18 protein-coding genes are annotated in these 17905 nt (G+C 58.8%); 7 read left to right on the plus strand and 11 right to left on the minus strand.

Features of this window, described 5'->3' with window-relative positions:
- Nucleotides 1-38: 38 nt before the first annotated feature.
- The 5 genes from fbaA to DD236_RS08410 all read right to left on the minus strand — a co-directional run bounded on the left by fbaA (nt 39) and on the right by DD236_RS08410 (nt 7547).
- Entirely contained in the window at nt 39-1064 is a 1026-nt protein-coding gene (gene fbaA / locus DD236_RS08390; protein WP_109093920.1) for a class II fructose-bisphosphate aldolase, read from the minus strand.
- Between the two features lie 119 nt (nt 1065-1183).
- Complete coding sequence (locus tag DD236_RS08395; RefSeq protein WP_109093921.1) at nt 1184-1861, minus strand: TrmH family RNA methyltransferase; 678 nt, start codon at nt 1859-1861, stop codon at nt 1184-1186.
- A complete protein-coding gene (locus DD236_RS08400; protein WP_109093922.1) occupies nt 1858-2424 on the minus strand; it encodes a LemA family protein in 567 nt (188 codons plus the stop codon). Before DD236_RS08400 ends, DD236_RS08395 begins: the two co-directional genes overlap by 4 nt.
- A 16-nt stretch (nt 2425-2440) precedes the next feature.
- Nucleotides 2441-3010 carry an orotate phosphoribosyltransferase gene (pyrE, locus tag DD236_RS08405; protein WP_109093923.1) on the minus strand — a complete coding sequence of 190 codons (570 nt, stop codon included), beginning with the start codon at nt 3008-3010 and terminating at the stop codon, nt 2441-2443.
- A gap of 4 nt (nt 3011-3014) precedes the next feature.
- Nucleotides 3015-7547, minus strand: a complete 4533-nt coding sequence (locus tag DD236_RS08410) for an acyl-CoA dehydratase activase-related protein (RefSeq protein WP_109093924.1) — start codon at nt 7545-7547, stop codon at nt 3015-3017.
- 93 nt (nt 7548-7640) lie between these two features.
- Here DD236_RS08410 and DD236_RS08415 point away from each other — a divergent pair, with 93 nt between their 5' ends.
- Nucleotides 7641-8330 carry a TetR/AcrR family transcriptional regulator gene (locus tag DD236_RS08415; RefSeq protein ID WP_243410153.1) on the plus strand — a complete coding sequence of 230 codons (690 nt, stop codon included), beginning with the start codon at nt 7641-7643 and terminating at the stop codon, nt 8328-8330.
- On the opposite strand, the gene DD236_RS08420 is transcribed toward DD236_RS08415, so the two are convergent.
- Both DD236_RS08420 and DD236_RS08425 read right to left on the minus strand, forming a co-directional pair.
- Nucleotides 8319-9050, minus strand: coding sequence for a hypothetical protein (locus DD236_RS08420; protein ID WP_109093925.1), 732 nt, complete (start codon nt 9048-9050; stop codon nt 8319-8321). The two genes, DD236_RS08415 and DD236_RS08420, sit on opposite strands and share 12 nt — an antisense overlap.
- A 1-nt stretch (nt 9051) precedes the next feature.
- The gene (locus tag DD236_RS08425; protein ID WP_109093926.1) at nt 9052-9819 is read right to left on the minus strand and encodes an SDR family NAD(P)-dependent oxidoreductase; all 768 of its coding nucleotides are present in this window, start codon (nt 9817-9819) and stop codon (nt 9052-9054) included.
- Nucleotides 9820-9898: 79 nt separating this feature from the next.
- Between DD236_RS08425 and DD236_RS08430 the strand changes: the two genes are divergently transcribed.
- Both DD236_RS08430 and DD236_RS08435 read left to right on the plus strand, forming a co-directional pair.
- Complete coding sequence (locus DD236_RS08430) at nt 9899-10687, plus strand: exodeoxyribonuclease III (RefSeq protein WP_109093927.1); 789 nt, start codon at nt 9899-9901, stop codon at nt 10685-10687.
- 27 nt (nt 10688-10714) lie between these two features.
- Nucleotides 10715-11179 (plus strand): GNAT family N-acetyltransferase, encoded by a 465-nt coding sequence (locus DD236_RS08435; protein WP_133246084.1) that lies wholly within the window; start codon nt 10715-10717, stop codon nt 11177-11179.
- Here DD236_RS08435 and DD236_RS08440 read toward each other — a convergent pair.
- Nucleotides 11161-11967, minus strand: a complete 807-nt coding sequence (locus DD236_RS08440; protein WP_109093929.1) for an HAD-IIA family hydrolase — start codon at nt 11965-11967, stop codon at nt 11161-11163. The two genes, DD236_RS08435 and DD236_RS08440, sit on opposite strands and share 19 nt — an antisense overlap.
- Before the next feature lie 139 nt (nt 11968-12106).
- Here DD236_RS08440 and DD236_RS12070 point away from each other — a divergent pair, with 139 nt between their 5' ends.
- The 4 genes from DD236_RS12070 to DD236_RS08460 all read left to right on the plus strand — a co-directional run bounded on the left by DD236_RS12070 (nt 12107) and on the right by DD236_RS08460 (nt 14230).
- Nucleotides 12107-12283: a hypothetical protein gene (locus DD236_RS12070; protein WP_165819869.1), complete on the plus strand. Its 177-nt coding sequence runs from the start codon at nt 12107-12109 to the stop codon at nt 12281-12283.
- Between the two features lie 4 nt (nt 12284-12287).
- A complete protein-coding gene (locus DD236_RS08450; protein WP_109093931.1) occupies nt 12288-12614 on the plus strand; it encodes a type II toxin-antitoxin system PemK/MazF family toxin in 327 nt (108 codons plus the stop codon).
- Nucleotides 12615-13173: 559 nt separating this feature from the next.
- Nucleotides 13174-13353 (plus strand): DUF4190 domain-containing protein, encoded by a 180-nt coding sequence (locus DD236_RS08455; protein ID WP_109093932.1) that lies wholly within the window; start codon nt 13174-13176, stop codon nt 13351-13353.
- A gap of 88 nt (nt 13354-13441) precedes the next feature.
- Entirely contained in the window at nt 13442-14230 is a 789-nt protein-coding gene (locus DD236_RS08460) for a serine hydrolase domain-containing protein (RefSeq protein WP_243410160.1), read from the plus strand.
- On the opposite strand, the gene DD236_RS08465 is transcribed toward DD236_RS08460, so the two are convergent.
- The 3 genes from DD236_RS08465 to clpB form a co-directional block, all read right to left on the minus strand.
- On the minus strand, nt 14205-14624 hold the full coding sequence (locus tag DD236_RS08465) for a type II toxin-antitoxin system VapC family toxin (protein WP_109093934.1): 420 nt from the start codon (nt 14622-14624) through the stop codon (nt 14205-14207). The two genes, DD236_RS08460 and DD236_RS08465, sit on opposite strands and share 26 nt — an antisense overlap.
- Complete coding sequence (locus DD236_RS08470; RefSeq protein ID WP_109093935.1) at nt 14621-14902, minus strand: type II toxin-antitoxin system Phd/YefM family antitoxin; 282 nt, start codon at nt 14900-14902, stop codon at nt 14621-14623. The genes DD236_RS08465 and DD236_RS08470 overlap by 4 nt, the downstream gene beginning before the upstream one ends.
- 115 nt (nt 14903-15017) lie before the next feature.
- Nucleotides 15018-17630: an ATP-dependent chaperone ClpB gene (gene clpB, locus DD236_RS08475; RefSeq protein ID WP_109093936.1), complete on the minus strand. Its 2613-nt coding sequence runs from the start codon at nt 17628-17630 to the stop codon at nt 15018-15020.
- Nucleotides 17631-17905: the final 275 nt, after the last annotated feature.

A 17905-nucleotide genomic window follows, 5' to 3' on the forward strand; every position in this document is an offset into this window, starting at 1 on the left:
CCCCGAAGGGCCGGCCCCAGAAACTAGTCTCGGAAGACTTACTTCATCTTGGTGCCCACGGCGCCGAGGCGATCGCACGCCTCAACAACGCGAGCAGCCATGCCAGCTTCGGCAGCCTTGCCCCACGCTCGAGGATCGTACGTCTTCTTGATGCCAACCTCGCCGTCAATCTTGAGGACGCCATCGTAGTTCTTGTACATCCAGTCCGCGACGGGGCGGGTGAATGCGTACTGGGTATCCGTGTCAACGTTCATCTTGATGACGCCGTTGGCAACGGCCGTGGCGATTTCCTCATCGGTGGAGCCGGAGCCGCCGTGCATCACCAGATCAAATGGGCGGTTGCCCACGCCGAACTTGGCGCCAACTTCTTCCTGAATGGTGCCGAGCAGCTCAGGACGCAGCTTCACGTGGCCGGGCTTGTAGGCTCCGTGTACGTTTCCGAAGGTCAGAGCCGTGATGTAACGGCCCTTCTCGCCCAATCCGAGGGCTTCTACCGTCTTGATTCCATCTGCGGCGGAGGTGTACAGCTTCTCGTTGATTTCGCCAACAACGCCGTCCTCTTCGCCACCAACAGCACCAATCTCAACCTCAAGAATGGTGTTGGCCTTCTGGGAGAGCTCAAGGAGTTCCTGAGCAATCACGAGGTTCTCTTCCAGATCAATGGCAGAACCATCCCACATGTGAGACTGGAAGAACGGAAGGCGGCCAGCCTTTACTTCCTCGGCCTCCAGCTCAAGCAGCGGGCGTACCCACGAATCAATGTTCTGCTTGGCGCAGTGATCGGTGTGCAGCGCAACGGTCACCGGGTAGTTCTTGGCGATCTCGCGGGCATATGCGGCCATGGCGAGGGATCCCGCAACACGGTCCTTAATGGTGGAACCGGAGGCGTACTCAGCGCCACCCACGGAAATCTGAATGATGCCGTCTGACTCTGCCTCAGCAAAGCCCTGAATGGCGGCTGTGAGGGTCTGGGAGGACGTCACGTTAATTGCGGGGTAGGCGAACTTGCCTTCCTTCGCGCGGTCTAGCATCTCGTTGTAGACCTCAGGAGTTGCGATAGGCACAGGAACTCTCCTTCGATTTGTTCTAGGACAGACCTATTATCTCACTCGCGCACCCGCTTTGGTGCCCCTAAAGGCCCATTATTCGCATACTGAGAAAAACTACGCAGGCAATCGTGCGATTATGCGGTTCGATGTTGGGCCATCCACCAATGCATCGCGATCGCGGCGGCGGCCGCCACGTTGAGTGAGCGGGTGGAACCGTACTGTTCTATGCGCACCGCCTGCTCACATACATCTTGGAGTGCTTGGGAGATACCAGTGGATTCCTGACCGAAAACAAGTAGACAGTTTTCCGGCAGCTTGGTTTCTTCAATACGAGTGGAGTTTGGCGGATTATCAATACCGACGACGACGTATCCATTCTCGCTCGCCCACTCAGCGAGGTTCTGCGGGTCTGGATGATAGTGAATATCCACGTATCGATCCGTGACCAAAGCTCCGCGCTTATTCCAGCGGTGACGGCCTACGATGTGCACGCCACCCACGTTGAAAGCATTTCCGGAACGAACGATCGAGCCGATATTGAGATCGTGTTCGAGGTTCTCAATGGCAATGTGGAGGGCGGAGCGGGATTTAGCCAGGTCCGCCTTGATCGCGTCCACACTCCAGTAGCGATACTTATCTAGAACGTTGCGGTGATCTCCCTCAGCTAGGAGAGCCGGGTCAAGGCGGGGATCTTCGGGCCACGGCTCAGGCAGAGGGCCCACGCCCACCACACGGCTGCCAGGCCGAGGCTGGTAGGCGGCATCGTCTCGCGTATTCTCACCGTCAGCGGTGAGGAACGTCTGCTCGCTCACGCGGCATCTCCCTGATCGCTGGCGAGCACCATGCGCGTGGGGTCAGCCTGGAAGTATTCGGCATGGCCGAAGTGAAAAACACTAGCCACGATGTTTGAAGGGAAGGATTCCCGCTTCGCGTTGAGATCGCGCGCATTAGCGTTGTAGAAACGGCTGGCCTCAGTGATCCGCGTGTGGATGGCTTCCAACTCGCCGCGGATGGAACCAAAGGACTGATCCGCCCAAAGGGCGGCGTTCTGCTCCGACAGCACGATCACGCGTGAAATCGCCTGAGTGAGGTGATCCTCGCGTTGGCCGCGAACTGTCATCGAGGTACCTGGTTCGGTGGCGAGCGTTCGAGCCTCGATTACCGCCTCCAAAGCCTCTGTATCTTTCGCGTGTGTTGCCACTACCTCGACAAAGCTAGAGATCAGGCCGTAACGCGCGTTGAGCTCAAGGTCAATACGCCGCCGGCCTTCTTGGACAAGGTTTCGTAGGGTCACGAAGCTCCTATAAGTGAGCGCTACCCATCCCGCCAGAACCGCCAGAACAACAACAATGGCTACGATTGCAGCAACCGGCATCTCTTACCTTTCGACACTATTGGGGATCAAGCCCAAGATCATCAAGCCCCAGCGCCGCAAGGTAGGGCACCCCGTAGGCTTCAATCTTCTCTTTCGCGCCGGTGGCTCTATCCACGATCACGGCAACTGCCAAAACGTTAGCACCAGCCGCACGCGCGGCCTCGAGAGCCTGAATCGGTGAACCACCTGTTGTGGATGTGTCCTCGAGGACCACGACATCGCGGCCCTCAATGCTCGGCCCTTCCACCTGACGCTTCATGCCATGATCCTTGGCGGCCTTACGCACAACAAACGCATCGATATTGAGACCACGGGATGCCGCCGCGTGCAGAATAGCCGCAGCCACCGGATCAGCTCCCATCGTCAGCCCACCAACGGCTTCGGCCACTCCGGCACCAAATCCCGCCTCCTCCAGCATGTCCAACATAACGTGGCCAATGAGGGGACCAGCCTCATGGTGGAGGGTAGCCTGCCGCATATCAACGTAATAGGAGGAGGTGCGGCCGGAGGCAAGGGTGAACTGGCCACGCTGGATGGCCAGTTCACTGACTAGTTCGATGAGGCGCTCGCGCTGAGAATCGTTCACTCCCCTAGACTAGACGCTTTGCTCCGGTGTGAGGAGCTCCAGACATCAGCGGAATGAGCGGACACTCCGCATTCGCCTCAGGATCGAACTCCGTGCGAGGATCGTCATCATCCCACACAAGGCCCGTCAACTCCTGCTCATAGCGATCAGTGTCAGTCTCATTCTGCTGCATAATCGCGGTGGAAATCATGAGCTTGATGCGGTTGAGCTGGTTCACTTCCGAGGCACCCGGATCGAAATCAACGGCCACAATGTTGGCCTCTGGATAGCGGTTCCGTAGCGCCCTAAACATGCCCTTGCCCACAATATGGTTCGGGAGGCAGGCGAATGGCTGAGCGCAGATGATGTTCGGGCATCCGTGTTCGATCATGTCCACCATCTCGGCCGTGAGGTACCATCCCTCACCGGCCTGGTTGCCCATCGAGGCAATATCGGTGGAACGTTCGGCCATCTCGTGGATGTCCCGGTGGAACTCAAACTTTCCATCCGTCTTCTCGAACGCGTCCTTGACCGCCACCTCGTAGCGCTTCATGGCCCACAGCCCGAGCGGCTTGGTCCAGCGCACTGATCCGTCGATTCCCAGATTCTCGCTGTTCCACTTCGAAGATGCCATCGCGTTATGGAAGAACTGCATGAGGCCGGGAAGCTCGGCTTCGCAACCTTCTGCCTCAATCACATCAACGGCGTGATTGTTGGCATCAGGATGGAACTTCACGAGGATCTCGCCCACCAGCCCCACACGCGGCTTACGCGGAATGTCGCGCAACTCTAGGGCGTCAAACTCCTTGACGCAGTTCTTGATTAGGCGCTTATAGGACAGGTGCCCGCCCCAAAGCTTCGAGGTTCCGCCACCCGTGAGCCACTGGGTGCAGATCTCATTCCAGCGCTCGTATAGTTCCTGAGCCGATCCCGGCACAAGCTCGTAGGGCCGCACGCGCAGCAGCATGGCCTGAAGCATATCTCCCAGCACAGCGGCCTGAATTGCCTTATGCGCCATCGGCATGGTGATCTCGAAGCCCGGATTATCCTCGATACCCTGTAAGGAAGCCGCAATCACTGGGACCTGCGGATAACCAGCATCGCGCAGCCCCTTACGCAGCAATGCCGCGTAGTTTGTGGCGCGGCACATGCCGCCCGTCTGGGTGATGGCAACGGCGGTCCGATCCGGATTCGAGCGTCCGGCCACAAACTCATCGATCAGTTGCCCAATCACCACGATGGCGGGGTAACAGGCATCATTATTGACGAACTTCAGGCCGGTCTCCATAGACTCGCGATTCGAATGCTCCAGCACCCGGACGTTCAGTCCCGCATGACGCAGCACGGGCTCCAGCAACTTAAACTGGATGGGCGCCATCTGAGGTGCCAAGATCTCCCAGCCCTCTTCGCGCATCTCCTTCGTGAAGGCCACGCGCGGCTTGATATGGCCTGCCTTAACTGACTGGACCTCCTCGGCCGCGGCGCGCTCCGCCGGATCAATCAGGCTGGTATCCAGGTGTTCGGAGAATGCCGGAAGCTTCCGCTCTTCGGCCCTGGCACCTTGTGGCATCAGCTCGCGGCTAAGCCCACTGGCCGCTGCGCCCCTGCGTTCCTCGATTGCCGCGTCCAGCGAACGCAACCTAATCTTGGCGGCACCCAGATTGGACACCTCATCAATCTTCAGCACGGTATGCACATCGCCCCGGCCCTCAAGAATTTCTTGGACCTGATCGGCCGTAATGGCATCCACGCCGCAGCCGAACGAATTGAGCTGCACCATCTCGAGATCCGGCTCATCTCCCACGCGCGCGGCAGCTTCGTACAGCCTCGAATGGTAGGACCACTGATCGCGCACGCGTAGCGGCCTCTCCAGCCGGCCATCGCACACAGAATCCTCGGTAAGGACCCCCATCCCGAGCCCGTTTATCACCTCGGGGATACCGTGGTTGATCTCGGGATCAAGATGGTATGGCCTGCCCGCCAGCACGATGCCACGCACACCGCGTTCGCGCATCCACTCGATGTATTCGGCGCCCTTTTCCTTGATTTCGCGCTTCACGGAGGCATCCTCCTCCCACGCCGCATCCAGCGCCGCCCGCATTTCATCCTCTGGGATCTCCCAATCGGAGAACGCATCACACAGATGCTTGGGCAGATACTCCCGGTTCCCCAGATTGACGAACGGGGTGAGGAGCTTGAGCTCGGGATCGTTGCCGCGCTCCAAGTTATTGCGAATCACCTCGGGGTAGGTGGCCACCACGGGGCAGTTGAAGTGGTTATCTGAACCTTCGTACTCCTGCTGCTCGAAGCTCACGGACGGATAGAAGATTGTCTTGATCCCCTTATCCAGCAGAGTCTCGATATGACCGTGTACCAGCTTGGCTGGATAGCACACGTTCTCTGAAGGGATGGACTCCATACCCTTCTCGAATACGTCATGATCGGAACGTCCAGAGATCATCACACGGAACCCAAGCTGGGTGAGCATCGTGAACCAGAACGGGTAATTCTCGTACATGTTGAGTACCCGTGGAATCCCGATATCACCACGGAAGGCCTTCTTTTCGGTGAGTCGGCGGTACCCGAACATGCGCTTGTACTTCCAATCAAACATGTTGGGTAGCTCGGATTTCTTCGGTACCTTCTCCAGTGAGGCTCCGCGCTCGCACCGGTTTCCGGAAACGTGCCGTTCCCCATTGGAGAACGTGGAGATCGTCATCTGGCAGTGGTTCTGGCACAGCCTGCACGTCTTACGGGTAGTCTCAACCTCGAAATCTTCAAGATCTGCCAGCTTCGCGAGTGTGGTCTCCGCCCCGGTATCCCCCATCTTGGCCGTGAGGGCGGCACCGAAGGCTCCCATGAGCCCGGCGATTTGGGGGCGCACAACATTGCGTCCAGTCAATAGCTCGAAGGCCCGCAACACCGAATCGTTCAGGAATGTCCCGCCCTGAACAACCACGCGCTCACCCAGATCCGAGGGATCCTTCAGCTTGATCACCTTGTAGAGGGCATTGCGCACCACGGAGTAGGACAGTCCGGCGGAGATATCGCGAACATTCGCGCCCTCCTTTTGTGCCGATTTTACCGAGGAGTTCATGAACACCGTGCATCGTGTGCCCAGATCCACGGGATCTGTAGATCCCATGGCCGCCTTGGCAAAGGTCTGAACGTCGGTGCCCATCGTTGCCGCGAACGTCTGGAGGAAGGATCCACATCCCGAGGAGCACGCTTCATTCACGGAGATCGAATCCACTGCGTGGTCACGGATCTGCAAGTACTTCATATCTTGGCCGCCAATATCAATGACGGACGTTACGCCAGGCATCAGATGATCGGCAGCCCGGAAGTGAGCCATGGTTTCAACGAGGCCTTCGTCCATGTGCAGCGCCGCTGTGATGAGGCCTTCGCCGTATCCGGTGGCACATGCTCTCCCGATCACCGCATCGTCGGGAAGCTCAGTACGCACGCGCTTGACGATTTCCACCGCCGCACCAACGGGGTCTCCCTCGTTAGATGCGTAGTGATCGAAGACAATGCGATCATCCTGATCAATAATCACGGCCTTGATCGTGGTAGAACCCGCATCGATCCCCAGCCAGCAGCGCCCCTTTGCCTCAGAGATAGGCACTGTTGGCACGGTCTCCTGGGCATGGCGCGTGAGGAATTCTTGGCGTTCGTCGTCGTCGGCAAAAAGGGGCCGCATCCGGGCCGTTTCAGCCAGAATCTCACCGGAATCCAACGCGTCAATCAACTCCGGGAGCCTGCGGGCGTACCGGTTATTATCCTCAGCCAGCAGGGCCGCGCCGGCGGCAACGTAAAGCTGAGCATTCTCGGGGGTTACGAAGGATTCGGCCTTAGGCAGCAGATCCTCGTAAGCCTTGCGAAGTTGTGGGAGGAAGTGGAGGGGACCGCCTAGGAACATGACATTTCCACGAATCGGGCGGCCATTCGCGAGGCCCGCGATGGTCTGGGTGGCCACGGCTGTGAAGATGGAGGCGGCCAGATCCTCGTGCGCGGCACCCTGATTGAGGAGCGGCTGCAGATCAGACTTCGCAAACACGCCGCAGCGTGAGGCAATCGGGTAAAGCTGAGTGGAGTTCGCGGCGAGTTCGTTGAGCCCCGAGGCATCCGTATTGAGCAGCGTCGCCATCTGATCAATGAAAGCCCCGGTACCGCCAGCGCATGTCCCATTCATCCGTTGTTCTGGAGTTGGGTGGAGGTACGTAATTTTGGCATCTTCGCCGCCGAGCTCAACAACTACGTCAACTTCCGGATGCAACCTGCGTGTTGCCTCGGTTGCAGCGATCACTTCTTGGACGAAGGAGACTCCCATGCGCTTAGCAACCGAAAAGCCACCTGAACCGGTCACTGCAGCCTTGACCCGCGCGGTTGGGAACTCAGCTTCAATATCCTCCAGTAGCCGAGTGAGCTCTCCCCGAACGTCCGCGTTGTGGCGGCGATAATCGGAGAACAGAACCCTGTGTCCATCCAGCAGCACTGCCTTCACGGTGGTTGAGCCAATATCAACTCCGAGGTGGAGAGCGGCTTCGTCAGTCATGACAACTCCTCATTCTTGCGACATTCTCATCGTATGTGTGCTCTGATAGAATTTCTACAGCGATGAAATTGATTCATGTGATTGGGGTATGACGTGGCAAAAGGTGCGGAATCTCAAGGAAAAGTAGCTGGTGAGCTGGCCGGGACTAAGGGCCCGAGGCAAAAAAGTGATGAACATGTTGCGAAAATCAGGGGACCGAAGGGCGGGCGCGGGGCCGTCCGCGAACACATCCTCACCGCCGCGCGCAAGGCATTCGTGGAGCATGGATACGACTCAACCACCATGCGAGGGATCGCCCGAGAAGCGGGATGCGACTCCGCTCTTGTTTCCTATTACTTCGGGTCAAAGCAGCTGCTATTCCGGGAGTGCATGAACCTGCCTGAGGACCCTGCACAGTTGGTCATCAACTCACTTTTTGAGGGACGGGAGGGGGCGGGAGCCCGGCTGATTAGCACGGCCCTAGACCTGTACGAGGGCCAGCTCACCAAAGATACGATGATGGCGCTTATGCGTGCGCTCATGACAGACGTCTCCACCAATCAGCGCTTCAAGCGCTATATTCGCAACGATGTCATTGCACGTGTCTCCCAGTTTTCCTCACATCCCGAGCGGCTGGCCGAGGAAATCGAGATCACCATGGCCACCATGTACGGGATTGCGACCATGCGCTACATCGTGGAGCTTGAGCCGATCGCGACCATGCCGCGGGAACGGCTAGTGCGGCAAATGGCGCCCACCATCCAGATGCGCGTTGATCGGATCTTCGCACTGCTAGAGCGCTAGTTCGTAGCCCGTGCCCGGTTCAATAACGAACGCTTTGGATAGGCCATCCGTCGCCTCGTCCAGCGTTGCCGTTGCTGCGTTTCCCGCCTTGCCCGCTGAGAGAAGGTGGACCGGGGAAAGGAAGAGTTCCAGCGGTTCAGCGGCCGGTTCACTGTAGAAAAAAGTGTGGGATGAGAGCTGGGAAGCAGCTTCGTCCGGAGTAATAGCACGTGAGGCCGCCTTAGCCAGCGTGACGATCGCACTCAGCGTATCGGCCATCGGGGCGAGAATCTGGGCGGGCAGGAACTGTGGGGTGGGCGCCAAACCATACAACCAAAAGCCAGCACAGCTTTGGTTGAGGCCATCGTTGAGCAGGCTGACTAGGCGTGCTTTCCGAATGTCGAGGCCCGCGTGAGCCGGGCCTCCCAGTTGGCGCACCAGGGCAGCGGAATTCAGGAACACGTGGACAGCGCCGTCTACCTGCAAGGTGCCGTCCGGCATGGTCGCGCAGGCGACCACAGCGTCCCAGTGGCCAACCGGGTCCAGTTGATTTCGGACGGCCCGCGCTTTCGCTGGATCCGCGTAAGACGGTGCGGCGGGTAAGAGGCGACTCGGTTCTACAGCAGCGGCCGGGCCACCCCCGATAATTCCTGAGTCCGGCTGAACTAGTGGAGTCGAATCAAGCGGCGGTGCCGTTTCGCCCCCAGTACCGAGTGGGCGCAGGTCTGGGCCGTCTGTCATCTCACTCCCGTCCCGAGAGGCCAGGTCCGGCAAATGCTCGCACCAGCGATCGTGGGGCCACGCGCAACATAGCCGCGGCCACCTTGTAGCGAACCGTTGGAGTCACGATGACGCGGCCGTGCCGCACACCGTCTATCGCGATTCGAGCTATCGTGGACGGCTCCGAAAATGCGATGGATGGCCACTGTGATGAATCCACATGCGAGCGTTCATGGAACTCCGAGTAGATCAATCCTGGGCACAGTGCCGATACGGTGACTCCAGTGCCCTTTAGGCTAGCCGCCAGCCCCTCGGTGAACGTGCGCACCCACGCCTTGTGAGCGGAATACGTTCCTTGGGCCGTCAAGGCTGACATCGAGGCGACGTTGAGGATGCCTCCGTATCCGCGCTGCTTCATGGCGGCCGCGGCGGCATGGCAGGTGATGAGAATGGCACGGACCATCGTGTCCAGCCCTTCGAGTTCTCGATCCAGATCGCCGCCCACAACGTCTTGTCCAAGCCCGAATCCAGCATTGTTCACCAGTAGGCCGATAGGCCGGTTGGTGCTGGAAACACGATCTGCTACCGCGAGCGCTCCCGCTTCCGTGGAGAGGTCTGACGGGAGGATCTCCACCTGAATGTCCGCCACTTGCTTCATCTGCTCGGCTATCGCCGCCAGCCGCTCAGCATTGCGCGCTACGAGCACCAGATCATTGCCCTCCGCGGCCAGCTCCCAAGCGATCTCGAGGCCAAGGCCCGAGCTGGCCCCTGTAATGAGTGCAGTTCCCATATGCACCAGCCTAGCTCACCTAATTCCCGAGGCTTGACGCAAACCCGGGGTGATGGGGTGGTGGGATAAAGTTGTCCTCATGAGGATTGCCACCTGGAACATCAACTCCATCCGAGCCCGTGCCGAGCGCGCGCTCGCCGTCCTTGACCGCTGGGACCTCGATGTCCTTCTGCTTCAGGAGACTAAGTGCAAGCCCGAACAGTTCCCGGTGGCACCCTTCGAGGCCGCCGGCTACGAGGTTGCCGCCCATGGTCTAAACCAGTGGAACGGCGCCGCGATCATCTCGCGGGTGGGTATCGAGAATCTTCAGACTTCCTTCCCCGGGCAGCCCGGTTTCGCTAAGGAAGGCACACCCGTTGTGGAAGCCCGTGCCATCGGTGCCACCTGCGGCGGCATCGACGTATGGAGCCTATACATCCCCAACGGCCGCGACGTCACCGATCCCCACTACAGCTACAAGCTGGAGTTCCTGAACCAACTCAACGCCGCCGCCACGGGATGGCTGGCCGAAGGCAGGCCGCTGTTCCTCGCCGGGGACTGGAACGTAGCTCCGTTAGACACGGACGTGTGGGATATCGAAGTGTTCTCAGGCGGGTTGTACGTCTCCGCTCCAGAACGCGCCGCCTTCAACGCGTTTGGTACCGCCGGACTTCAAGAGATCACAAGGAACGCCGACGGTGCGGACTACACCTTCTGGGATTACCAGAAGCTCCGCTTCCCAAGGAATGAGGGCATGCGCATCGACTTCGCGTGGGCCGCACCTGAGGTAGCCGCACAAGTCGAGGCAGCGCACATTGATCGTAATGAGCGCAAGGGTAAGGGAGCTTCGGACCACGTGCCCGTCGTCGTCGATCTAGGAAGTAGGTGACCCGTGCCCAACTACTCTTTTAGCACTATGAGCGCGCCCGCTGCAGCGCGGATCGCGGACGGGTGGCGGTACGAGGCACCGTACGATTTTTTCAATCCGGCAGCCGATTATGAGGAGTTCACGAATCCCGAGCGGTGGCCCGGCGTAGCGCAGATCGCGAAGGTGGACGGCGAAGTGGCCGGGTATTTCCGTTCGGAGCTGGCCGAAACGGCCGATGGCTCCGGGATTACGGCGGACATCACGGTTGGGCTGGCACCCGAACTCACGGATCAGGGACTCGGGGCCAACTTCGTGATTTCGTGCCTGTACCGACTGCGCGAACTACACCCCGAGGTGAGCACCGTGACCGCCTCGATCCCCGAGTTCAATATCCGGGCGCTACGCGTGTTCGAGGAGGCCGGCTTCGAGGTAATCGGGCGTCAAAAGCAGATCGCCAACGGCGCCAAGCTACAGGTGCTCTTGCTCAGCGCTCACTATTTATCGAGCTTGTGACCCATCTGCTCTAGCCAGAGCCGCTCTGCAATATTGCCGATTCCATTGTGGATGTAATCCGGGCGGAATGGATACTTGCGGATGTGCTTTTCCTTGGTGGAGCCGGAGAGCACGAGGTGGGTCTGGAGACCAGACTCCATACCAGCGAGGATATCCGTATCCATGCGGTCGCCTACCAACGCCGTCTCCTCGGAGTGAGCATCAATCTTGTTGAGCCCCATACGGAGCATCACAGGGTTGGGCTTACCCACGTAGTACGGCTCCTTTCCGGTGGCCGCCGTGATCATCGCTGCCACCGCACCCGTTGCCGGGATCGCTCCCTGAGCGGAGGGGCCCGTAACATCCGGGTTGGTGGCAATGAAGCGGGCACCGTTATCGATGAGGCGGATCGCGGTTGTCAGGGCATCGATCGAATACGTGCGGGTCTCCCCCAACACCACGATCTCCGGGCGATCGTTCGTCATAACGAAGCCCTCCTCATACATGGCGGTGGTTAAGCCCGCTTCGCCCACCACATAGGCGCGGCGGGATTCCGTTTGCGGGGCAAGGAACGTTGCTGTTGCCAGCGCGGAGGTCCAGATGTTCTCTTCCGGGACGTTCAGGCCGGCCGTTTCGAGGCGCGCCGAAAGGTCGCGGGGAGTGAAGATCGAATTATTGGTGAGAACAAGGAAGGGAATCTCCTTCTCTTGCAGAGTGGTCAGGAACTCCTTCGCACCCGGTAGGGCATTCTCCTCGTGGATGAGAACGCCGTCCATATCGGTGAGCCAGTTCTTAATTACTCTAGTCATGGCTTCAGCTTACTGGGGCTTATCGAGGAAAACATATGATTGGCGGCTCATTATGTCGTGAATTCCGAGGGAAATACGCGCAGAGCTTAGGAGTCACTAGGAAGTGTAGATGCACCTATCTACACGACGTGATGTGAGCATGCCTGGAACAACAACCATTCGAGTCTCTAGAACCACGTGCGATTCTCTCAACGAGTTGGCTGACCGACGTGGCGAATCTGTTGCGGCCACTGTGAATCGCGCCGTTGAGTTGCTCGAACAGGAAGCCATCGGAATCAAACTTTCCACACCACTCCGCGAGGACGAACTGGAGTGACTCGATGCTAACGCCGGGTGATGTTGTCGAATTAGACCTCGGCGCACCAACGGGGGCTGAAGCCGGAAGTCGCGGGCGCGCCATCATCGTCACTGCTAGACAGATTCTTTTGGGAAACCTCAACGTTGTTCAGGTTGTGCCCTTGACTCGTACAATCCGCGAAAGCGGATCGGAGATCAACATCCAGCCCGATGAACAAAATGGGCTCGACACGCTGTCCGTAGTGCAGTGTCAGCACATCCGCGCAATAGCTTCATCGCGTGTAAAAGCTCCAATAGGGACCACCCTCCAGCAAGTCCGGGAGACGATTGCGCTCATTATCAATATCTGAAGAGAGCCTGAAATCATCCTTCAACTAACTTGCTGAATCGTTTACTTCAATCAAGCTAGCTATTATGCGGCTTAGCTGGACTCGAGGCTGTCGTGTGTAGACAGGTAACTACCGAAAGCCCACACCTTATAAACTAACGTGTTCCACACAAAGAATCCTTGGCGTTCCATTTGTCAGATAATCATCAACGTTCTACACAGAGCCTTAGAACTAAAGGCCTAGGCTTCCACTTAACTAGCGGTATGCTAACGATAAGTAGCTTGCTACGATTACTCAATTTCGTGAAGCATACCCTTCCCAGCTTTGGTCAGAGTTGCTTCATGCGTTAGCTAGTCACATTTTCGGTCCACTAGAGCATTGCAAGGGAATTCAGTATGGACGATCAGCTCAGCAACGGCCCGACGCCAGCACCAGATAATTCATCAAGCTTCGGAACCGGGTACAACCCGTGGTCTGAGACAAAGCAATCATCGTTCCCGCAATACCCAGACCAGAATAACGCCGTACCTCAGTACCCTTACCCACAGCAGCAGTACTTGTCTGGACAAAAACTAACGGAATGGCTATCGCGGCCTTCATTTCATCGTTCTTCATCGCCATTGTTGGGGTTATCCTCGGAGTTGTTGCACTAAACAACATTAAGCAAACCGGCGAAAAAGGAACGGGCTTTGCTTGGGCTGGCATCATTATTGGTGGTTTCTCCATCCTCGCGGCAGTTGCGTTGCTAAGTGCCTGGTAATAGTAGAGCGGTGCCCCAGTACTTCTAATTCAGAACCTTCCTGTTGAGACCGAATACTGCCATCGCTTCGACGTGGCAAACTAGTGCCGTGGAATCATTTTCTTTTGAGCACGCGCTGGCCGTTGTAGATGGGGCTAACGGCGAAGTCACCTATTCCGAAGGACAACAAGACCGCGTTTTTCCGCTCGCTTCCGTCACGAAGACGTTCGCTGCTTGGTCTACCCTGATGGCAGTTGAGAACAAGGTGATTGCGTTGGAAGAGCCGTGCGGCCCCAACGGCTCCACGGTTCGGCATTTGTTGGCGCACGCCTCGGGCCTGCCTTTCGAGCAGGGAGCGCGCCTGGCGAAGCCCGGCGAGAGGCGGATCTACTCAAATCTAGGTATCGAGACCGTGAGCGACGAGGTTGCCGGACGGCTCGGGGTAAGCGTGGAGGAATGGATTACCTCATCCGTTCTTGAGCCGCTTGGAATGAGCGATACGAGCGTGCCCGGCTCCCCCTCAACGTCCGGACTATCCACAGTCGCGGACCTGACGCTTTTCGCTCGCGAACTGCTGAACCCTACGTTGATCAGCCCAATGATGGCCGGCGAGGCAGAATCCGTTCAGTACCCCCGGCTTTCTGGGGTTCTGCCCGGATACGGACGCCAGGCGGATAACCGTTGGGGGCTCGGACTAGAAATCCGTGGACGCAAGAATCCTCACTGGACCGGCAAGAAGTTCTCCGCCCGGACCTTCGGCCACTTCGGCCAATCGGGTTCCTTCATTTGGGTAGATCCCACCGTCCGCAAAGCTGGCATCTTCCTCGGCTCGGAGCCGTTTGGCCCAGAACAAAAGGAAAAGTGGCCCGCACTCACTGAGGAAATGCGGGCACGCTGAGTTCATCAGGGTAAACCACTTCGATCTCTGCGATCGTCTTAGGGAAGTCCTTACGATTGTTCGTAATGAATTGATCAGCTCCGGCCAGAATCGCCGTGGCTAGATGTGCAGCATCCGCGGCCCTCAATCCATATTTCGAACCGAGACCCACCGCAAACTCAGCAGCTGTCTGGTCAAAGGGAAACAGCTCGATCCGACTGACCAGCCCGAAAAGCAACGCGACTTCCTCCGAGTCTGGATCAGCACGCAATGGCTTCGTGAGAATCTCCGGCAACAGCAATACCGAGCCCACAGATGGGTCCGAGTTCTTGATCAGCGGCAGCACTCGCGAACCCAAAGGATGCCCCGGTACCGCAGCATAAATCAGAACATCCGCGTCAAACGCTGAGATCATCGCGCGGACCGGTTTTTGTACGCATCGCCGATGAGCTCTTCGGCACGTTCTGTACTCATCGAGGCCGCAGGAACGTTCTGTTCTCGGGCCGCGGCCAACCTATTCGAGATGAGATCGGCACGCTGCCAGGCATCGCGTGTACGCTGCGTGCGCTGAGGGCTCACAAGGATCGCCACCACACGGCCATGCCGCGAAATGGCTACCTCCTCGCCAGCCTCCACCCGGTCAAGCTGGGCCGGGAGCGTTTGCCGGGCCTCCGAAGCCGATATCGTTACCATGCTCAGATTGTACAATTATGTACAAGACCGTTCAATATCCTAGGAATCATGCCCTGAACGGCATTTAACTCGAAATAGCGGGGTCTGGTTTCACTCAGACCCCGCTATTTCGATCTCACTCCCGATGTGTCACGGTGAGCTCCAGCCCAGATTCATCAAACCCGCGCACGTCCGCCTGAACGGTATCGCCATCCTGAACCTCGCCACCCAGCAGCATGCGAGCCAGTTGATCGCCGATCTCGCGCTGGATGAGCCGGCGCAAAGGCCGGGCTCCGTAAGCCGGATCGTAGCCGTCCATCGCGAGGTAATCGCGAGCGCCGCCCGTAACCTCCAGAGTGATCCGGCGGCCCTCCAACCGCTTGGCCACCTCGGCCACCTGCAGATCCACGATCTTGCCAATCTCATCGAGCGAAAGAGCGTCGAACACGATCACATCGTCCAACCGGTTGATGAACTCCGGCTTGAAGGCGGCGCGAACTGCCCCCATGACGGCCTCGTGGCGGGCATTATCGTCCAACATGGGATCGGTAAGCGCCTGCGACCCAAGGTTCGAGGTGAGGATCAAGATGGTGTTCTTGAAATCCACGGTTCGGCCTTGGCCATCGGTCAAACGGCCATCATCAAGCACCTGAAGCAGGATGTCGAAGACGTCCGGATGGGCCTTCTCCACCTCGTCCAGCAGAATCACAGAGTAGGGCCTGCGCCGCACAGCTTCGGTGAGCTGACCGCCCTCTTCGTAACCCACGTACCCAGGAGGGGCACCGACCAGCCGGGACACTGTGTGCTTCTCGGAATACTCGGACATGTCGATTCGCACCATGGCCCGTTCGTCGTCGAACAAAAAGTCTGCCAACGACTTCGCGAGCTCTGTCTTACCCACGCCGGTGGGACCCAAGAACATAAAGGACCCGGTGGGGCGGTTCGGATCTGCCACGCCAGCGCGGGACCGGCGAACCGCATCGGACACGGAGCGTACGGCCGTCTTCTGGCCGATGAGGCGCTCACCCAGCACATCCTCCATCTGAAGCAGCTTCTGGGTTTCGCCCTGCATCAACCGGCCAACCGGCACGCCGGTCCACGCCGAAACAACTTCGGCGATCTCATCCGCGTCCACGTGATCGGCGATCATCGGCTCGGTATCGGCGCTACCGCCGCTCGCCTCCGCGGCCTCGGCCGCGGCAATCTCCGCCTCAACCTGTGGAATGTCCCCGTTCTGGATACGCCCGGCATCCTCGTAGCGGCTCTCGCGCACGGCTAGCTCGAGCTCCGTGTGCAGCTCGTCCAGCTTTACGCGGAGATCACCCACGCGGTTCCGGCCCGCCTTCTCGGCTTCCCACTTAGCGTTGAGTGCGGCCAGCTCCTCGGACTTGTCCGCGAGTTCGGCGCGCAACTTCTCCAAGCGATCGGCTGTGCCAGCATCGTCCTCAACGTCCGTATCCACCAGATAGGATTCCTCCATCTTGAGGCGATCCACTTGGCGTTGGAGAACGTCGATCTTCTCAGGCGAGGAATCCAGCTCCATCCGCAGCCGTGAGGCCGCCTCATCTACAAGATCAATCGCCTTATCCGGCAGCTGGCGATCGGGAATGTAGCGGTTCGACAGCTCGGCAGCCGCCACGAGGGCGCCGTCCGAGATGGTTACCTTGTGGTGCGCTTCGTACTTGGGTGCGATGCCACGCAGGATCGCCACCGTGTCTTCAACGGAGGGCTCGCCAACATAGACCTGCTGGAAACGCCGCTCAAGGGCGGGATCCTTCTCGATCTTCTCGCGGTATTCGTCCAGTGTGGTGGCGCCGATCAGCCGCAGCTCCCCGCGCGCCAGCATTGGCTTGAGCATGTTGCCCGCATCCATGGCACCCTCGGAACCGCCGCCCGCCCCCACGATGGTGTGGAGCTCATCGATAAACGTCACGACTTCCCCGGCCGAATCCTTGATCTCCTGCAGAACGGCCTTGAGCCGCTCCTCGAACTCGCCACGGTATTTCGCGCCGGCAACCATCGAGGCCACATCCAGCTGCACCAGCTTCTTGCCACGCAAGGATTCGGGAACGTCACCGTCCACCATCCGCTGGGCGAGCCCCTCAACCACGGCAGTCTTTCCAACGCCGGGTTCACCGATCAGCACCGGGTTGTTCTTGGTTCGGCGCGAAAGTACCTGAACCACGCGGCGGATCTCCGAATCGCGTCCGATCACGGGGTCCATCTTCCCCTCGCGAGCAAGCTGAGTCAGATCCGTCCCGTACTTCTCCAGCGCCTTAAACGTGCCCTCCGGATCCGGCGAATCCACCTTGGCGCTCCCACGCACGTTGGGTAGAACCGCAGCGAGCTGATCGCGCGTCACGCCAGCCGAGCGCAGAATCTCCCCAGCCTGACTTTGCGACTGAGCAATTCCCATCAGCAGATGCTCGGTGGAAACATAGGAATCGCCAAGCGCCGTGGCTTCCTTACCCGCGTCCGAGATCACCAGCGAGAGCGGGCGCGAGGCCTGCGGCTGGCTCACCGAAGAGCCAGAAGCTCCCGGAAGCGCGGTGATAGCCGCCCTCGTCCGATTCGCCACGTCCGCACGGTCAATCCCCATTGCGTCCAGAAGCGCCACCGCCACGCCACCCTGCTGGCCGAGCAACGCCTCCAGAAGGTGCAGAGGCTCCACTTGTGGATTGCCAGCCTCCGAGGCCGCGCTGATTGCGGCCGCCAGAGCCTCCTGCGACTTTGTTGTTAACTTGTCCATTCACGTCCCCTTTCGGAAGTTTCTAACCATTAAATTTAACGCTTTAAAGTTGAGTCTATTCCACTCAACTTTATTCTGACGACGACGAAACACTCCCGAACGCAGGTGAGGCTTCGTCGCGGCCACAATAACCACGTCTCACATACTGAAGTCCTATTCCCTGTGTGATATATGGGTTTAAACTGCCGGTATGGCACATGACTTCCTCACATCAGCTTGCAACGCACAGTGTTGCGCGATGTGTTGTTGCCGCTAAATCCCTCACTTTCCCATCC

The organism is Ancrocorticia populi (genome assembly GCF_003123745.1).
Classification (GTDB): Bacteria; Actinomycetota; Actinomycetes; order Actinomycetales; family Actinomycetaceae; genus Ancrocorticia; species Ancrocorticia populi.